Annotated in this window: 16 protein-coding genes and 1 pseudogene; 10 read left to right on the top strand and 7 right to left on the bottom strand. The window is 67.2% G+C overall.

Going from position 1 to position 17,983, the window contains the following annotated elements; translation table 11 throughout:
* Positions 1-87 precede the first annotated feature (87 nt).
* The 3 genes from HW466_RS20115 (at position 88) to HW466_RS20105 (ending at position 2,864) form a co-directional block, all read left to right on the top strand.
* On the top strand, positions 88-948 hold the full coding sequence (locus tag HW466_RS20115) for an isocitrate lyase/PEP mutase family protein (RefSeq protein WP_151006209.1): 861 nt from the start codon (positions 88-90) through the stop codon (positions 946-948).
* A 331-nt stretch (positions 949-1,279) separates the two neighbouring features.
* The gene (locus HW466_RS20110; protein WP_151006207.1) at positions 1,280-1,546 is read left to right on the top strand and encodes a YodC family protein; all 267 of its coding nucleotides are present in this window, start codon (positions 1,280-1,282) and stop codon (positions 1,544-1,546) included.
* A gap of 151 nt (positions 1,547-1,697) precedes the next feature.
* Positions 1,698-2,864: a cytochrome P450 gene (locus HW466_RS20105; RefSeq protein WP_174905617.1), complete on the top strand. Its 1,167-nt coding sequence runs from the start codon at positions 1,698-1,700 to the stop codon at positions 2,862-2,864.
* Positions 2,865-2,882: 18 nt separating this feature from the next.
* On the opposite strand, the gene HW466_RS20100 is transcribed toward HW466_RS20105, so the two are convergent.
* Positions 2,883-3,209: a superinfection immunity protein gene (locus HW466_RS20100; protein ID WP_059544168.1), complete on the bottom strand. Its 327-nt coding sequence runs from the start codon at positions 3,207-3,209 to the stop codon at positions 2,883-2,885.
* A 90-nt stretch (positions 3,210-3,299) separates the two neighbouring features.
* Complete coding sequence (locus HW466_RS20095) at positions 3,300-3,719, bottom strand: rhodanese-like domain-containing protein (protein ID WP_060348249.1); 420 nt, start codon at positions 3,717-3,719, stop codon at positions 3,300-3,302.
* Positions 3,720-3,830: 111 nt separating this feature from the next.
* Here HW466_RS20095 and ftrA point away from each other — a divergent pair, with 111 nt between their 5' ends.
* Positions 3,831-4,805, top strand: a complete 975-nt coding sequence (gene ftrA, locus HW466_RS20090; RefSeq protein WP_059544162.1) for a transcriptional regulator FtrA — start codon at positions 3,831-3,833, stop codon at positions 4,803-4,805.
* A 275-nt stretch (positions 4,806-5,080) separates the two neighbouring features.
* On the opposite strand, the gene HW466_RS20085 is transcribed toward ftrA, so the two are convergent.
* Positions 5,081-7,420 (bottom strand): Orn/Lys/Arg family decarboxylase, encoded by a 2,340-nt coding sequence (locus HW466_RS20085; protein WP_151006463.1) that lies wholly within the window; start codon positions 7,418-7,420, stop codon positions 5,081-5,083.
* A 3-nt stretch (positions 7,421-7,423) separates the two neighbouring features.
* Positions 7,424-8,950, bottom strand: coding sequence for an arginine/agmatine antiporter (gene adiC / locus HW466_RS20080; protein WP_059544160.1), 1,527 nt, complete (start codon positions 8,948-8,950; stop codon positions 7,424-7,426).
* Positions 8,951-9,524: 574 nt separating this feature from the next.
* On the opposite strand from adiC, the gene HW466_RS20075 reads away from it, so the two are divergent.
* The 4 genes from HW466_RS20075 to HW466_RS20060 all read left to right on the top strand — a co-directional run bounded on the left by HW466_RS20075 (position 9,525) and on the right by HW466_RS20060 (position 13,381).
* Positions 9,525-10,979 (top strand): M20 family metallopeptidase, encoded by a 1,455-nt coding sequence (locus tag HW466_RS20075; RefSeq protein ID WP_059506616.1) that lies wholly within the window; start codon positions 9,525-9,527, stop codon positions 10,977-10,979.
* A gap of 64 nt (positions 10,980-11,043) precedes the next feature.
* A complete protein-coding gene (locus tag HW466_RS20070; RefSeq protein ID WP_151005069.1) occupies positions 11,044-12,153 on the top strand; it encodes a malate/lactate/ureidoglycolate dehydrogenase in 1,110 nt (369 codons plus the stop codon).
* The gene (locus HW466_RS20065) at positions 12,150-12,557 is read left to right on the top strand and encodes a TfoX/Sxy family protein (protein WP_059447108.1); all 408 of its coding nucleotides are present in this window, start codon (positions 12,150-12,152) and stop codon (positions 12,555-12,557) included. Before HW466_RS20070 ends, HW466_RS20065 begins: the two co-directional genes overlap by 4 nt.
* Positions 12,558-12,802: 245 nt before the next feature.
* Positions 12,803-13,381 carry an NnrU family protein gene (locus tag HW466_RS20060; protein ID WP_060127996.1) on the top strand — a complete coding sequence of 193 codons (579 nt, stop codon included), beginning with the start codon at positions 12,803-12,805 and terminating at the stop codon, positions 13,379-13,381.
* 142 nt (positions 13,382-13,523) lie between these two features.
* On the opposite strand, the gene HW466_RS20055 is transcribed toward HW466_RS20060, so the two are convergent.
* From HW466_RS20055 to HW466_RS20045, 3 genes and pseudogenes are all read right to left on the bottom strand, one after another.
* Positions 13,524-14,261, bottom strand: coding sequence for a sulfite exporter TauE/SafE family protein (locus tag HW466_RS20055; protein WP_151005071.1), 738 nt, complete (start codon positions 14,259-14,261; stop codon positions 13,524-13,526).
* A 210-nt stretch (positions 14,262-14,471) separates the two neighbouring features.
* Positions 14,472-14,594 (bottom strand): annotated as a pseudogene (locus tag HW466_RS20050) (DUF488 domain-containing protein); the annotation flags it as partial.
* Between the two features lie 47 nt (positions 14,595-14,641).
* A complete protein-coding gene (locus HW466_RS20045; RefSeq protein ID WP_060022502.1) occupies positions 14,642-15,460 on the bottom strand; it encodes a response regulator transcription factor in 819 nt (272 codons plus the stop codon).
* A 177-nt stretch (positions 15,461-15,637) separates the two neighbouring features.
* Between HW466_RS20045 and HW466_RS20040 the strand changes: the two genes are divergently transcribed.
* Together HW466_RS20040 and HW466_RS20035 are read left to right on the top strand one after the other, a co-directional pair.
* Positions 15,638-16,480, top strand: coding sequence for a carbon-nitrogen hydrolase family protein (locus HW466_RS20040; protein WP_151005073.1), 843 nt, complete (start codon positions 15,638-15,640; stop codon positions 16,478-16,480).
* A gap of 129 nt (positions 16,481-16,609) precedes the next feature.
* On the top strand, positions 16,610-17,950 hold the full coding sequence (locus tag HW466_RS20035; RefSeq protein WP_059769185.1) for an APC family permease: 1,341 nt from the start codon (positions 16,610-16,612) through the stop codon (positions 17,948-17,950).
* Positions 17,951-17,983 lie beyond the last annotated feature (33 nt).

The raw sequence follows: 17,983 nt of genomic DNA, 5'->3' as shown, positions 1-17,983 counted from the left end.
GCCATCCACATCGATATTTCGCCGTGTCCTGAAGCGTCGCGGTACCGCGCGCGCGTATGCTGACGTCTCCATTCCGAGGAGATCGCGATGTCCGATTCCAACGTGCAGTTCCGCCACGCCGAAACCTTCCGCGCGCTGCACACGCGCCCCGGGGCCTTCATCATCCCGAACCCTTGGGATGCCGGTTCGGCCCGGCTGCTCGCGATGGCGGGCTTCGAAGCGTTGGCCACCACGAGTGCCGGCTTTGCGTTTTCGAGAGGGCGACCCGACAACGCGATCGACCGCGACGAAATGCTCGAGCACATCGCCGAAATCGTCGCCGCGGGCGGCCTGCCGGTCAGCGCAGATCTCGAGAACGGTTTCGGCGACGCGCCGGACACGGTCGCCGACACGATTCGCCTGGCGGCCGACGCCGGGGCGGTGGGCGGCTCGATCGAGGATGCGACCGGCCGTGCCGATGCGCCGATCTATCCGCGCGACGTGGCGGTCGAGCGTATCGCGGCGGCGGTCGATGCGGCGCGTTCGCTGAAGTTTCCGTTCACGCTGACCGCGCGCTGCGAAAACTACCTGCACGGCCGCCCCGACCTCGCCGACACGATCGCGCGGCTGGTCGCGTTTCGTGACGCGGGCGCCGACGTGCTGTACGCGCCCGGTGTGACCGACCCCGACGACATCGCGGCGATCACGCGCGCGGTCGGCGCGCCGGTCAACGTCGTGATGGGACTGCAGGGCGGCTTGCTGAGCCTCGACGCGCTCGCGGCGCTCGGCGTAAAGCGCGTGAGCGTCGGCGGCGCGCTCGCGCGGGCCGCGTTCGGCGCATTCCTGCGCGCCGCGACGGAAATGGCGCGCGACGGCACGTTCACGTTCACGCAGGCGGCGGTGCCGGGGCGCGACCTCAATCGCTGGTTTTCGGCACCGGACAATTCGCGCGTCCGGTTCGAACAATGAGTGTCGATAAAACGCGAGAACGTTTACAGCCGTAAACCGATTGACAGTGATCAATCGAAACCGTTGTCGATTTGAAGTTCGACGACGGCGCAAAATTCATCGTTTATTCTCCGCATTCCGGCGGTTTGACCATAATCGGCGCGCAAGCCGCGCCGATTATGGTGCCAGAAGCCTGCCGTGCGAACCGGTGCCGCATATTGCCGCGATTTTCCGATCGATGTTTTTCGGTGTTCGGGAGTTGCCGGTTATTTGTCGGGTTGGTAATCTGCGGCAGATCCGAATGACCGGCGCGGGCCGCCGGAAAATGAATATATAAAAAATCGAGAGAGCGATGACAATCCGAGCAAATCGCAACCACGGCTTTCGCGTCGGCGATGTCGTGACGCTGAAAACGGGTGGGCCGCGCATGACCGTCACCTATGCCGGGCCGGTCGTGTTCGATGATGCCGACTGGCTCATCTGCCAGTGGTTCGACGAGGGCGGCCACTTCCGCCAGGAAATGTTTCATCACGAAACGGTGGTGCCCGAACCGCGTGCGATTCCCGCCGGGCGCGTGCGCATGCGCATGCAGTCGAACCGCTACCGGTCGGCAGCCTGACGCCACGTCCGGCACGGCGCCGCGCCGCGTACCGGCCGCGCGTTGCTGCATCGCAGCATCCCGCGGCGCCGGCATGCCCATGACCGCGACTTCCGCGACATTTCACGTCAACCCGAAACATGCGTCGGCCCGGCGCACCGATACTGCACGCATGAACCCGACCGATCCGATTGCCGCGGTCACGCACCGCGATCCTTACCCGTACTACTCGACGCTCGTCGACGGGCCACCGCTCGCGTTCGACGCCTCGCTCGGCCTGTGGGTCGCGAGCCGGGCGGCGAGCGTCACGGCCGTGCTCTGTCACCCGGCGTGCCGCGTCAGGCCGCTCGATGCGCCGGTACCGCCCGCGCTGCGAGGGACGACGGCGGGCGCACTGTTCGGCGAGCTCGTGCGCATGAACGACGGCGCATTGCGGCACGACGTGCCGAAACAGGCGCTGCGCGCGGCATTCGCGCCGATCGACGCCGATGCGTCGCGCGAGCGGGCCGCGCAACTCGCCGGCCGCCGGCTCCCGGCGCCGCATGACGCCGATGCGCTGAACGCGTGGTGCATGACGGTGCCGGTGTGCGCGGTCGCCGATCTGCTCGGCTTCGACGATACGCAGCTCGACGATATTGCCGCGCTGGTCGTCGACTTCGTCGCCGCGCTGTCGCCGCTGTCGGACGACGCGGCACTGGCCCGCGCGAGCGAGGCCGCGCGGCAACTGCTCGACCGGATGACCGAGCGCGTCGCGCGCACGCGCGCACACGACGGCTCATGGGTCGCGGCGATTCAGCAGGCGGCTGGCGCCGCGGGATGGCACGCGAGCGGCGCGCTCGTCGCGAATCTCGTCGGGTTGCTGTCGCAAACGTGCGAGGCGACGGCCGCATGGCTCGGCAATGTGCTGGTCGCGTGGGACGGTGCCGTCACCGAAAGCGCGTTGGCGGAGCCCGCGGCGCTCGATGCATTCGTCGCCGAGGTCGGCCGATTCGATTCGCCGGTGCAGAATACGCGCCGCTTCGTCGCGTCGCGCACGACGATCGAGGGCGTGACCGTCGATGCCGGTGCAGCCATCCTGGTCGTGCTCGCGGCGGCGAATCGCGATCCGGCCGTGCATCGCGATCCGAACCGGTTGCTGCCCGGCCGCGCGCCGGGGCCGAACTTCGGGTTCGGCACGGGGCCGCATGGGTGCCCGGGCGAGCGGATCGCGCGGGCGGTGACGGCGGGGGCGTTCGGGGCGTGGTTGCGCGCGGGCAGTGACGTGCCGCGCGACAAGCTGGTGTGGGACTACCGGGCCTCGACAAACGTCAGGATGCCGAAATTCGGCGCGGCGAGGTAAGGCGAACGGCGCGGCTGCCTAGCGGCAACCTTGCTTCTCGGCCCATTGCTGCTGGGCGGCAACGCGGCGCTGCACGCGTTCGACGAGACCGGCCGAGAAGGTCCGCATGCTGATGCCGCGGCGCTTCGCGAGGATGGTTTGCGCGACATCCGTTTGCGGGTTCGGCTGGCATGCCCAGTACAGCGTCATCAGCCAGCCGATGCCCGTCCACCCGAACAGCGCGTTGAACATCGCGATCGTCAGTTTGTCGTGCCGGGCGCGTCGGTCGGCGACAACCGCCGGAAGAAAATAGAGCGCGATCGCCGCGACCGAACCGGCTATCTGAATCAGGACTTCGTGTTGCATGTTGCTGCTCCGTCCGAACTTCAATGAGGCCGATTGTCGCGCTTTTTCCGTTCGTGTGCCGGCAATTGATTGTTGCGTTTTTAATGACGATCAGCGCGTGGCGACGTCCGCCGGCTGCATTTCGTTGCGCAGCGCGAAACCTTCGTCGAGCCAGCCGGTGATACCGCCGATCATCAGCTTCACCGGGCGGCCGAGGCGCGCGAGCCGGATCGCCGCGCGCGCCGCGCCGTTGCAGTGCGGCCCCGCGCAGTAGACGACGAACAGCGTGTCGGCCGGATGGTCGGCGAGCTTGCCGGCGACGATCTTGCGGTGCGGCAGGTTGCGCGCGCCGGGCACGTGGCCGGCGGCAAACTGCTCGGGCCCCCGCACGTCGAGCAGCACGAAATCGGGCACGCCGGACGCGAGCGCGTCGTGCACGTCCCAGCAGTCGGTCTCGAAGCGCAACGAGGCTTCGAAGTGCGCGAGGGCGGCGGCGCTGTCGGCGGCGGGGACGTCGGTGACGTAGGACATGAAAGGCACTCCTGGAGGACGGCGCCCAATGCGCCGGGATGAAGGGCAGTATCGCGGTTCGGCGGCCATCGCGGCAGTGGCGCGATCGACAAGTTCCGGTAACATCGCGCCATGCACAATCATCTCGTCGTCGCGCTCGCCTACGATCGCCTCTGCACCTTCGAATTCGGCTGCGTGGTCGAACTGTTCGCGCTCGAACGCCCGGAACTCGGCGTCGACTGGTATCGCTTCGCGGTCTGCGCGAGCGAGCCGGGGCCCGTGCGCGCGGCGGGCGGCATCATGGTCGCCGCGCCGTACCGGCTCGCGATGCTCGATCGCGCGGACACCATCGTGATTCCCGGCTGGCGCGATCCCGACGAGCCGCCGCCGGAACCGTTGCTGAAGAAGCTGCGTGCCGCGCACCGTCGCGGCGCGCGGCTCTGTTCGATTTGCTCGGGCGTGTTCGTGCTCGCGGCGGCCGGCGTGCTCGACGGGCTCACCGTCACGACGCACTGGCGCTACGCCGAGCGCCTGCAGGCGCGCTATCCGTCGCTGCGCGTGAATCCCGACGCGCTGTACGTCGACGAAGGGCAGGTCGTCACGTCGGCCGGCTCGGCGGCGGGGCTCGACATGCTGCTGCATCTCGTGCGCCGCGATCACGGCGGCGCGATCGCGAACCGGGTCGCGCAGCGCCTCGTGCTGCCGCCGCATCGCGACGGCGGCCAGGCGCAGTTCGTGCCGCGACCGGTCGCGCCGGGCGGCAGCGACCGGCTCGCGAAGCTGATCGACTGGATGCGCGCGCATGCGGCCGAGCCGCACACGCTCGCGTCGCTGGCCGCGCAGGCGGCGATGAGCACGCGCACGCTGCAGCGGCAGTTCGCGGACGCGACGGGGATGTCGCCGCTCGCGTGGCTGATCCGCGAGCGCGTGAACGTCGCGAAGGACATGCTCGAAGCGCATCCAGGGATGTCGCTCGCGCAGGTTGCCGCGCGCGCGGGGTTCGGTTCCGAGGAGTCGTTGCGCCGGCACTTCCGGCGTGTCGCGGCGACGAGCCCGGCCGCGTATCGGCGCGGGATGGATCGCGGCGTGAGGTCCGCTGACGCGTGAGCGTCGCGTTTTCCTCCGCCACGGCTTCGCCGGCCGTCGCTTATTCGTCGTTCATTGCCAGCTGATTTCTCGCACGCTTCGGATCGCGGTCGCCGAAGGCCATGCAGCCGACCGACGCGATCGTATCGTGGCACGGCGAACTGAAGGCGAATTCGATGAGGATGGCGAAGCACAGCTTCGCCGCATGGGGCGGTCGTTTGCCTGCCTGACCGGCGAACCGTCACGCATCGCGACGCCGGCCGCGTGCTGCCGGCGCGGCGTCGCGGCGCGCATGCTCAGCGCGTGACGGTGTCGCGCGCGGTTTCCTTGATGCACGCGATCCGGTACACGCCGTCCTCGACTTCGACGCCGTGTGTGTCGTGCGTGAAGCCGGGGAAGCGCAGGTCGTACTGCTCGAGTGCCTTCAGGTACCCGAGCAGCGGGCCGTCGGCCGGCCCCGCGTTCTCGCCGGGCATCAGCAGCGGAATGCCCGGCGGATAGGGCACGACACCCGTCGCGACCGTGCGGCCTTCCATCTCCGACAGCTCCAGCATCTCGATGTCGTTGTGCACGAGATGCTCGAACGCCTCGGCCGGGCTGAAGTCGGGCTTCGGCAGCGTCGAGAAGCCGCGCGACATCATCTCGGTCGTCTTCAGGTCGCTCATCGCGCTGAACATCAGGTCGCACAGATCGCGCAGGCCGAGCTTGCCGTAGCGGTCCGGATAGCGCGCGACGAGTTCCGGCAGCGCCTGTTCGAGCGGCGCGTTCGCGTCGTAGTCGCGCTTGAAGTCGAGCAGCGTGTTGACGAGCGTGCCCCACTTGCCCTTCGTCACGCCGAGCGAGAACAGGAACAGGATCGTGAAGTCGGTCGTCTTCTCGACGACGATGCCGTGGCGGTCCAGATACGCGGTGACGACCGACGCCGGAATGCCGACCGGCATCAGCCCGCCGTGCGGCGCGACGCCCGGCGTGACGATCGACACCTTGATCGGATCGAGCATGCAGTAGTCTTCCTCGATGTCGCCGAAACCGTGCCACGTATCGCCCGGATGCAGCACCCAGCATGACGGATCGGTGGCGAGCAGCGTTTCGTCCGCTTCGTGGAAGCGCACGCGCCGGCCGGTCTTGCGATCGACCACGGTGTCCGGCTGCCAGCCGTTGAAGAACCAGTCGTCGTTCTCCTCGCATTCCGCATGCAGCCGCGCGAGCATCCGGCGGAACGACACGGCTTCGCGGATTGCGTCGGTCGTCAGTGCCTCGCCGCCGGGGCCGTCCATCATCGCGGCGCTCACGTCGTTCGACGCGATGATCGCGTAGTTCGGCGACGTCGACGCATGCATCATGTATGCCTCGTTGAAGCGCGCATGCTCGATCGGGTTGCGGCCGTCGCGAACATGGATGAACGACGCCTGCGACAGCGCGGCGAGCAGCTTGTGCGTCGATTGCGTCGCGAACACGGTCGGCTTGCTCGCGTCGTGCCGCGCCGGATCGCCGTGCATCGCGTGACGATCGCGGTAGATCGGATTGAAGCGCGCATAGCCGTACCACGCTTCGTCGAAATGCAATCGGTCGACGCTCTGCCCGAGCAGTTCCTCGACGCGCGCGACGTTGTAGCAGAGGCCGTCGTACGTCGAGTTCGTGATCAGCGCGTGCACGGGCGTCGGATCGATGCCGTCGCGACCGCGCACGAGCGGGTTCGCGTCGATCGCGAGACGCACGGCGGCGGCGGTGAGCCGTTCCGGCATGATCGGCCCGATGATCCCGTAATGGTTGCGCGACGGAATCAGGTAGGTCGGAATCGCGCCGGACATCGTCATCGCGTGCTCGGCGGACTTGTGGCAGTTGCGGTCGCACAGCGCGACCTGGTTGCGCGTGACGCTCGCCATCAGGATCACGCGGTTCGACATCGACGAGCCGTTCGTCACGTGATACGTGCGGTGCGCGCCGAACACGCGCGCCGCGTAGCGTTCGCTTTCGCCGATCGGGCCCGAGTGGTCGAGCAGCGAGCCAAGTTCGCCGACCGAGATCGACAGGTCCGAGCGGAACAGCGCCTCGCCGAAGAATTCGAAGTACGCGCGGCCGACCGGCGATTTCAGGAACGCGGTGCCGCCCGTGTGGCCCGGCGTGTGCCACGAGTATTCGTACACGCGCGAGAACTGCGCGAGTGCGCGGAACATCGGCGGCAGCACGGTTTCGCGGTAGCGTTCGATCGCGGCGACGATCCGCCCGCCGATGAACGCGGTGGTGTCTTCCAGCATCCAGATGAAGTCGTCGGCCTTGCGCATCGCGTCGACGGGAATCGCGGCCGCGCTCGCGCGGCTCGCGAGCAGGAACACCGGCACCGTCGCATTGCGCGCGCGCATCGCGTCGAGCACGGCCTGCGCGGGCGCATGAGCGGGATCGTTGCCGAGCTCCCAGTTGAGCAGCAGGCACTGGATCGCGGGATCGGCGTCGACTACCGCGCGCGCGTCTTCGGCGGAGGTCGCAATCACGACGTCGACGAGGCGCGTGCGCAATTCTTCGACGAGCGCGGTGGCCGCGCGTCCGGTGGCCGTGCGTTCGTCGATGTCGTGCTGCACGAGCAGCGCCTTCATGCCGAGGCGGCGGAACGCCGGTTGGGTCAAGGAAGCGGTCATGGGTTATTCCCCCGTTTGCTGGGTTGCCTGGACGCCCGCGGCCGGCGAGCGTGCGTGAAGGACGTCGGCCTTGTGTCGGCCCACGGAGATCCAGAAGGTCGCGACGAGCGCGACGATGGTGACGCCGAGCGCGAGATAGCGCACCCAGCGCGGCGAGCGGCCGCCCGGATGGACATGGGTTTCCTCGATTTCGCGCTGGCGGTTGATCGACAGCTCGTAGAACACGATCGTTGCGATCACGAAGATCAGCGACCAGCGCGTCTGCTGCCCGTCGGAGCCGACCATCGCCCACAGCGCGTAGACGGCGCCGATCAGGCCGACGATCGTATAGAACGTGAACTGGTGCGACGGCATCTTGCCGTAGCCGAGCACCTTGATCGCGATGCACGAATAGATGTACGGCAGCAGCGTCATGATCACGGCGATCGACGCGATCTTGCCGAACTGCTCGCTCGCGCTCGGCGACATCGTCGCGAGCACCTGCACCGACATGATGACCGCGACGATCGCGAGGCCGGCCGACGGCACGTTCTTCGAGTTCACGCGCGCGAACACGCCGGCGAACAGGCCGTCGTCGGCCGCCGCCTTCGCGGTCTGGCCGACCAGCAGCGTCCAGCCGGCGAGCGAGCCGAGGCAGCCGAGCGCCGCGCAGATCGCGACCGCGTTCGCGGCGGTGTCGCCGAGCGCGAGGCGCGCGGCATCCGCGAACGGCGCGCTCGACGCGAGCAGCGCCTTGTTCGGGATCATTCCCATGATGACGGTCGAGCTGAGCACGTAGCAGACGGCGGCGAGCACGACGCCGCCGACGGTCGCGATCGGCACGTTGCGCGACGGGTTCTCGACCACGCCGGCCGACACCGATGCGCTCTCGACGCCGATGAACGCCCACAGCGTGAAGTTCAGCGTCGCGCCGATCGCGCCGAAGCTGCTCGTGCCGGACACGTTCCAGCCGGCGAGGTACACGTCCTTGCTGAACCAGAACCAGCCGAACACGGCCATGCCGAGGATCGGCACGAGCGCGAAGATCGTCGTGACGGACTGCACGCGGCCGACCACGTTCGGCCCGAGGATGTTCGCGTAGGTGAACAGCCAGATCACGAAGATCTGCGCGAGCGCGAAGACCAGCGGGTCGCGCAGCATCGGGAAGAAGTGCGTGAGATAGCCGAGGCCCGCGACCGCGAGGCCGACGTTGCCGAGCACGTTCGCGAGCCAGTAGATCAGATTGGTCTGGTAGCCGATATACGGGCCGAACGACTTGCGTGCATACGCATACGGGCCGCCGGCGGCCGGGTCGATCGCCGCGAGCTTCGCGAACACCAGCGCGAGCGACACGGCGCCGACGACGGTGATCAGCCAGCCGAAGATCGCGATGCCGCCGGTGGCCGCGAGGTTTGCGGGCAGCATGAAGACGCCGGAGCCCATCATGTTGCCCGCGACCATCAGCGTGGCGGGGATGACGCCGATTTTCGGCGCGGCGGTCGCGGCTGGCGCGGCGGTGGAACGGGGGGAGGACGAGCTGGCATCGGACATGCGAGGCTCCTTGAATGGACGTGATGCGGTTGAGGTGGCGCGGCCCGGCGCCGGTTCGACGTTTTCCGAAAATGGATCGCCGTTTTATTGAACGACGCCATGTTATCTCGTTAATGATTTCAGGTAATGGTAAACGTTGAAATTTAATGAGTTAAATGTTGACGGATGTCATTGAAATCGAAAGCCGGGAATGGCGGCGCGGAATCGATTTCAAGCCGCATCGAGGCTGGCAGGGCGGTGGAGCGGAGGCCCGGTAAGTCTAGAGGGCGGTCGAGTCGGCGTGGGTGAATAATCGATTTTTTGACCGACCGGTTAAATCATGGTGTGAGGTAAATAATGTGCGCGTTTATGATTGAATTTGTTGGCGATTATTGGGTGCATTAAAAAGCGCGCTGTCGCGGAATCCGCTCCCGAATCGAGCGCGGGAAGCGGGCATGCGCCGGCGTGGCGGCACGCTCGGGCGGCACCGCGAACCGCGCCCGGAATGGCCCGGAAACGGTCGGGGAAAGGGCCCCGCGCGCAAACCATCGGCGTATCATCCGAACTTTCGTCAGCCCTATCCAGGCACGCCACCATGACCTCCGTCGACACTACCCCCGTCCTCGACCATGACAAGCTCGTTACCTTCGTCGAGCGCAAGTGGAACGATGAAATTCTCCACGCACTGACTGACTACATCGCGATCCCCGCGAAGAGTCCCGCATTCGACCCCGACTGGGCGAAGCGCGGGTATCTCGAGCGCGTCGTCACCGATGCCGCGCAGTGGGCCGAACGCCAGCCGGTGAAGGGCCTGAAGCTCGAGATCGTGCGCTTGCCCGGCCGCACGCCGGTGATCTTCTTCGAAACGCCCGCGACGCGCTCCGGCAGCACCGATACGATCCTGCTGTACGGCCACCTCGACAAGCAGCCCGAATTCGACGGCTGGCGCGCGGACCTCGGCCCGTGGACGCCGAAGTTCGAGAACGGCAAGCTGTACGGCCGCGGCGGCGCGGACGACGGCTATGCGATCTACGCGAGCCTCGCGGCACTCGGCGCGCTCGACGAGCAGGGCGTCGAACGGCCGCGCTGCGTCGGCCTGATCGAGACCTGCGAGGAGTCGGGCAGCTACGATCTGCTGCCGTACGTCGACGCGTTGCGCGACCGGCTCGGCCAGGTGTCGCTCGTCGTGTGCCTCGATTCGGGCGCGGGCAACTACGACCAGATGTGGCTCACGACGTCGCTGCGCGGGCTGGTGTCCGGCGACCTGCAGGTCGAGGTGCTCGAGGAAGGCGTTCACTCGGGCGTGTTCGGCGGCATCGCGCCGTCGAGCTTCCGCGTGATGCGCCAGCTGTTCGAGCGCCTCGAAGATGCGAAGAACGGCAACCTGCTGCCGGGCGTGTTCCATTGCGAGATTCCCGACAGCCGCGTGCGCGAAGCCGACGCGGCCGCCGCGATCCTTGGCGACGCCGTGTGGAAGGGCCTGCCGTGGGCATGCGGCGCGGACGGCAAGCCGGTGCTGCCGACCACGACCGATCCGCGCGAGGCGCTGCTGAATTCGACGTGGCGTCCGTCGCTGTCCGTGACGGGCGCGGCCGGCTTGCCGGCGCTCGCCGACGCGGGCAACGTGCTGCGTCCGCGCACCGCGTTCAAGCTGTCGCTGCGCCTGCCGCCGCTGGTCGACGCCGCACAGGCCGTGCAGCAGCTGAAGGAACTGCTCGAACTCGATCCGCCGTACAACGCGAAGGTCACGTTCAAGCCGGATGCGGGCGCGGCGACCGGGTGGAGCGCGCCGGATCTCGCGCCGTGGCTCGCGTCGTCGCTCGACGCTGCGTCGCGCCGCCATTTCGGCGCGGACTGTGCGTACATGGGCCTTGGCGGCACGATCCCGCTGATGAACGTGCTGCAGGCCGGCTTCCCGTCCGCGCAGTTCATGGTGTGCGGCGTGCTCGGGCCGAAGTCGAATGCGCACGGCCCGAACGAGTTCCTGCACGTGCCGTACGCGAAGAAGCTGACCGCGGCGGTGGCGGACGTGATCGCGTCCGCGCGCTGAGCGTTCGCGCTGCCGCGCCGAACGGAATCAACCGCATTCCTGACGATCTCACGGAGCCTTGCCGATGACCGCGTTGCCGACCGCCAATACCGACCCGCTGCGCATGCGCGCCGAACCGCTGCACGCTTTCGTCGCGGCACTCTGGGAGCGGGCCGGCAGCAGTGCGCGCGAGGCAACGCTCGTCGCCGATCACCTGGTCGGCGCGAATCTGGCGGGTCACGATTCGCACGGGATCGGGATGATCCCGAACTACGTGGCGTCGTGGCGCGAGGGCCAACTGCAATTGAACGGGCACGCGTCGATCGTCCGCGACGGCGGCGCGGTGCTGACGATCGACGGCGGGCGCGGCTTCGGCCAGGTGATCGCGTTCGAGGCGATGGTCGAAGGGATCGAGCGCGCGCGGCGCATCGGCATCTGCGCGATCGGGCTGCGCGACGTCCATCACCTGGGCCGCATCGGGCACTGGGCCGAGCAGTGCGCGCGCTCGGGGCTCGTGTCGTTCCATTTCGTCAACGTGCCGGGCGACCTGCTCGTCGCGCCGCTGCACGGCACCGATGCGCGTTTCGGCACGAATCCGTTCTGCGCCGCGTATCCACGCGCGGGCCGGCCGCCGCTGCTGCTCGATTTCGCGACGAGCGCGATTGCTTACGGCAAGACGCGGGTGGCCTACAACCAGGGCAAGCGCGTACCGGCCGGGTCGCTGATCGATCATCGCGGACAGCCGACCGACGATCCGGCCGTCATGCACGAGCAGCCGTTCGGTTCGCTGCTGCCGTTCGGACTGCACAAGGGTTATGCGCTGGCCGCGATGTGCGAGATCTTCGGCGGCGCGCTGGTCGGCGGGCATACGACGCATGGCGGCACGCTGCAGAAGACGAGCGCGATCGTCAATGGAATGCTGTCGGTGCTGATCGATCCGAACGCATTCGACGCGGCCGATGCGCAGCGTGAAGCCGACGCGTTCGTCGAATGGGCGAAGGCGTCGCCGCAGGCAGGCGAGGCGCCGGTGCGGATGCCCGGCGAGCCGGAGGAGGCGAGCCGCGCCGCGCGCGGCGCGGACGGCATTCCGGTCGATCGCGCGACGTGGCGGCAGATCCGTGAGAGCGCGGCGGCCGTCGGCTTCGACGACGCGCAACTCGACATGTGGACGCTACGCTGCACGGAGGCCGCATGAGCTGGCAATCGGAGAAGGCGCACGGCGAGGAGATCGCGTACCGGCTCGCGCCGCTCGGCAACGTACAGGTCGTGCGGTTCTTCAGCGGTGCCGCGATGCGACTCGACGGCGTGATGTTCGGTTTCATGTCGCGCGGGTCGCTGTTCCTGCGTGTCGACGACGTGAACCGTCCCGCGTTCGTCGCGGCGGGGATGGGGCCGTTCTCGTATGAGCGTCCGACGCGCACCGTCGCACTCGAGGGCTATTACGAAACGCCGGCCGACGTGCTCGAGGACGCGGGTGCGCTGTTCGACTGGTGTCGCGGTGCGTATCGTGCCGCACTGCTTGCCGGTGCGCCGAAGCGCAAGGCACGACCGAAGTCGAAGCCGGCGCCGAAACCGGAAACGACGCGTAAGCGCACGTAGCGCCCCGCGTACGACGGCGTATTTTCTTTTTCCTTGCATTCGAATCACGTCGGGTGCGTGCAGGCGCCGGGTTCGACGCACTGCATGGTCCGCCTGCTTCACAACGGCAGCCTCGGCGTTTATGATCGGCGCGATTGCGCCCGTGCCCGGCGCAACCCGCGCCGGTCTCGCTGCCGGCTTCGCGAACGGCACGTCGAAAGCCGCGCGATTGATTCCCCACTCATCGTTCCAGACGGAGACAACCGATGCTCGTCCTGATTTTCGGTTTAGCGATCTTCCTCGGTGTGCATTCGATTCGGATCTTCGCGGACGGCTGGCGATCCGCAACCATCGAGCGGATCGGCGAGAAACGCTGGAAGGGCCCGTATGCGCTCGCGTCGATCGTCGGCTTCGTGCTGATCATCTGGGGTTACGGGATCGCGCGCCAGGGCGGAACGCTGCTGTGGGTGTCGCCCGTCGGCGTTCGCCATCTCACCGGCATGCTGACCGCGATCGCCTTCGTGCTGATCGCCGCGGCCTACGTGCCGCGCAACCGCATCAAGACGCTCGTCGGCCATCCGATGGTGGCCGGCGTGATGGTGTGGGCGGTCGCCCATCTGCTCGCGAACGGCACGTTGCACGCGGTCGTGCTGTTCGGTGCATTCTTCGTGTGGTCGCTGGCCGATTTCGTCGTGTGGCGTGCGCGCGATCGCAGTAACGGCGTCCGTTATCCGGCCGGGAGGCTGTCGGGCGATGTCGTGACGATCGTCGCCGGGCTCGTCGTATGGGCCGTCTTCGCGCTGTTCCTGCACGGCCTCCTGATCGGCGTGCGGCCGTTTGGTTGAGCGCACCGGGCTGCGGCGGGCATCAAGCGCGGGGCGCGCAAGCCGCTGTGACATCAAGGCGGATGCGTGACGCCGCCGTCGCACGGCGCACGCACGCGTGCCCATCGATTGCGAATGCATCGCGGCTGACGGCGCGCGTACGTCAGATCGGCTTGACGAACAGCCCGACGGTCAGCGCGGCGCCGATGCAGACAATCGCGATCCGCAGCACGCGCTCGTTCACGCGGTGCATCGCCCACGCACCGAGCAGGCCGCCGACGATCGCACCGCCGCCGAGCGCGATGGCCTCGCGCCAGTGCAGGTGAGGCGAGGTTACGAACAGCACGACCGCCGACGCGTTCATCACGCCCGCGAGCGCATTCTTCGTCGACATCGCGTGACGCGGCGCCAGGCCGGCCATCGTCAGCGCGGCCATCATCAGGAACCCGATGCCGCCGCCGAAGTAGCCGCCGTAGATCGCGATCAGGAATTGCGAGATCGCGGCCGTGACCGGGCCGATATGCTGCGTGTCGGCGCCGGGCTTGCGAAAGAAGCTGCCCCACGCGAACACGACCGTCGCGAACAGCACGAGCCATGGCACGAGGTGCGAGAAGATCGACGACGGCGTTTTCAGCAGCAGCAGGCCGCCGAGCGCGCCGCCGACCACGCTGATCGCGAACAGCGCGCGAAACGGCAACTTGCCCGCGCCGCGCACCATGTTCCGGCTCGCCCAGCCCGTCGTGACCTGGCCGGGAAACAGCGCGACCGTCGACGTGATGTTCGCCGCGAGCGGCGACATCCCCGACACGATCAGCGCCGGCAGCGTGACGAACGAGCCGCCGCCCGCGAGGGCGTTCTGCAGGCCGGCCCACAGGCCGGCGATGGTGATGAGGACGAGCATTGATGCGGGAGTGCGGAAGTGGCGCGGCGCGCGGGTACGCGCGGTGGACGCTCGATGGTAATGCAGGATCGTCGCGGCGCAAAGCGGGGCGCGCGGGCCGCGTATCGGGTGCTCAGCGGGCACGGCCGCTCGCCGTGGGCATTGCATCGGGCCTGACGCGCCCGCGCGCGTTCATGCCGTGACGGCATCGCGCGCACGATCGGTGTCGCGTCACGGGGCGGGCCGCGCGGCGGCGTCTTCTGCCCGCGCATCGCGTTCGACGTCCGGATAGACGATCGTGCCGTCGTCCCGGATCACCGCGCCGGCGGTGAGGCGCGCACGCTCCACGCGATTCGGGCAGTGCGCCCGCAATTATCCGTGCCGTTGCATCGAAACGCGAATTACGCGGCCTCGCCGGTTCGGCCGCGATCGTAGAACAATGCAAACAGCTCGGACTGCGAACCGACACCCAGCTTCGCATAGATGTGTTTCTTGTGCGCGCGCACGGTCTCGAACGAGATCGACAGTTTGTCGCCGATCGCGCGCGACGAGAATCCGCTCAACGACAACATCGCCACTTCGATTTCGCGCGTCGTCAACGCGCCGCGACCGTTCTTTCCGGTCAGCATCCCGAAGCGTGCATGCGGGTCGGGCGCTTCGCCCTCGGTCGCGCGCGGCGTCTCCCGCGCGACGAACGTCTCGAAGCGCAAGCGCTGCTGCATCAGCGACAACACCCACGGCGTGTACAGCGTGAGCAGCGCCATCTCGCGATCGTCATACTTGCTCGTCTTGCCGAGCGACAAGCCAAGCGTGTGATCGCGGTCGATCACGACGTTGAAATGCACTTCGTCGCCGACGATGTTCTTCTTGAAGTAGCGCTGGTAGTACTCGGTCATCCGGAAATTGTCCGGCGCGACGTCGGCGAGCGTGTAGAAGCCCGACGCCTGCGTTTCGAACGCGGCGAGATAGAACGGATCGAGCTGATAGAGCGCAGCCAGATAGTCCTGGAACATCAGGTCGATCTTGCCGTCCGGCATGGCCTGCTCGGCCAGCACGAGCGGCGGTGCGTCGCGTGCGAAACGCAGCGCGACCCAGTTGTCGAAATCGAGATGCCGCTCGAGCACCCGCGTGAGGCGTGCCCAGAAATGCGGGCCATCGAGGGCGTCGATGGCTGAACCAATCTCCCGATGAAAAGCGAGATCTCGCCATTCGAGGTCCATCGTGTCCTCCGGTCAGGGTAACCCGGGTGGGGAATTTCAGGCCAAAAATAATAACCCGATAATCGGCCTCACTTCGAACGGGCGCGATACCGGTGGGGCTTCGCCGGGTGAAGCACCGCATCGAAAGGACAGTGCATGCGACACGCAATTGAAAGGTTATTGGAAGGAGACGATTTCATGCAGGTAGAACTCGCGCAACTCTCGCTGATCGACGGCGACGTCGCGCACAACACGCGCAAGGTGATCGACACGATAGGGCGCGTCGATGCGGCAGGCGGTACGAAGCTGGTCGTATTCCCCGAGACGACGCTGTCGGGCTTTCCGACACGGGACAACGTCGCCGACGTCGCAGAGACGCTCGACGGCTCCGCGTTGTCGGCGGTACGCGCCGCGGCGCGGCAGAAGGGCGTCGCCGTCGCGGTGGGCCTCGCTGAACGCGATGGCGGACAGTTCTACAACACCACGGTGCTCGTCGACGCGCACGGAGACATCGCGCTGCGCTATCGCAAGACCCATCTGTGGGCGTCGGATGTCGGCGTGTTCGCGCCGGGCGACCGTTTCGCGACCTGCGTCTGGAACGGCCTGACGGTTGGCCTGCTGATCTGCTATGACATCGAGTTTCCCGAAACGGCGCGTGCCGTCGGCGCGCTCGACGCCGATCTGCTGATCGTCACCAACGGCAACATGGACCCGTTCGGCCCGGTGCATCGCCGCGCGATCGCCGCGCGTGCAATGGAGAACCAGATGTTTGCGGTGATGGTGAACCGCTGCGGATCGGGCGACGACGACCTGACGTTCGCGGGGCTCTCCGCGCTCGTCGATCCGTTCGGCGAAACCGCGCTCGAACTCGGCCGCGACGAGGCGGTTGTTCCGGTGAGCCTTGACTTGACGCGCCTCGAAGCGAGCCGCGAACACTACAGCTATCTGCACGACGCGCGCGTGCCGCTCGGTCTCGCGCCGCTCGAACAGGCGGACGGACATCGCGCGCTCGCGATCGACACGCGCCAGCGCGGCGAATAAGCCGGCTTCACCCTCATCAACGATATCGCGCAGGCGCCAATCGCCGCGCGTGCGTGCTCGTTCCCTCGAGATGCCGGCCCGACGGCACACAGGCATTCGTATCGGCCCCCGCGGGCCCCAGGAGATAACATGCAAGCGTCGTCATCCCTTCAATCGCCAGGCCTGAAGCGCACGCTCGGCCTGCCGTCCGTCCTGCTGTTCGGCCTTGCCTACATGGCGCCGCTGATCGTCTACGGTACCTACGGCGTGCTCGCCAAGGCCAGCGACGACACGGCCGCGCTCGCGTACCTGCTCGCGCTGATCGCCATCGCGTTCACCGCCCTCAGCTATGGCAAGCTTGCGCGGCTCTATCCGACCGCCGGTTCCGCTTATACGTACACGCGCAAGACGTTCAACCCGCACCTCGGCTTCATGATCGGCTGGGCGACGCTGCTCGATTATTTCTTCCTGCCGATGGTGATCTGGCTGATCGGAGCAGCGTATCTGAACGCCGCGTTTCCGCACGTGCCGACCTGGATCTGGATCGTCGCCTTCATCGTGCTGACGAGCGGCCTGAACATCGTCGGCATCGAGCTCGCCGCGCGCTTCAACATCGTGCTGATGGTCGTGCAGCTCGCGATCGTCGCGATGTTCGTCGTGCTGTGCTGGCACTATGCGTCGGCCGTGGCCGGTCCGGGCGGCATCGCGATGGCGGAGCCGTTCTTCAAGCCACACGTGCCGTTCGGCGCGACGATCGCGGGCGCCGCGATCGCCGCGTATTCGTACCTCGGTTTCGACGCGGTGTCGACGCTGACCGAGGAAACGGTCGAACCGAAAAAGAACATGCCACGCGCGATCCTGCTGATTGCGCTGATCGGCGGCGCGATCTTCGTGATTGCGGCTTACACGATGCAGCTCGCGCACCCGGGCGTCGAATTCAAGGACACGGATTCGGCCGCGTTCGAAGTCGCGAAGATGATCGGGGGCGACCTGTTCGTGACGGTGTTCCTTGCCGGCCTGATCCTCGCGCAGTTCGCGTCCGGTATCTCGGCGCAGGCGAGTGTCGGCCGGCTGCTGTATGCGATGGGCCGCGACGAAATCCTGCCGAAGCGCGTCTTCGGGTTCATTCATCCGCGCTTCAACACACCCGCGATCAACATCGCGCTGGCGGGTGTGGTCGGCCTGATCGCGCTGAAGCTGGACGTCGCCACGTCGACGTCGTTCATCAACTTCGGTGCGTTCCTTGCCTTCACGGCCGTCAACCTGTGCGTGATTCGCGTCTATCTGTCGGGCAATCACGGCGAGCGCAGGCTCGGGGTATTCGGTGGGCTGGTGTTTCCGGTCATCGGAGCGGTATCGGACATCTGGCTGCTGGTGAGCCTCGAGCGGGCCGCACTGGTCCTCGGCATCGCATGGTTCGTGCTCGGGCTGATGTATTTGTGCTGGATTACGCGGCTGTTTCGCCAGGCTCCGCCCGAAGTGGCAATGTGATCGCTTTCCCCCTTGCCCTCGTGAAATTGCCAT

The sequence above is a fragment of the Burkholderia territorii genome (genome assembly GCF_902833055.1).
Taxonomy (GTDB): domain Bacteria; phylum Pseudomonadota; class Gammaproteobacteria; order Burkholderiales; family Burkholderiaceae; genus Burkholderia; species Burkholderia territorii.
The sequence above is the reverse complement of the archived record's forward strand: the minus strand, read 5'-3'. Positions and strand labels throughout refer to the sequence as shown.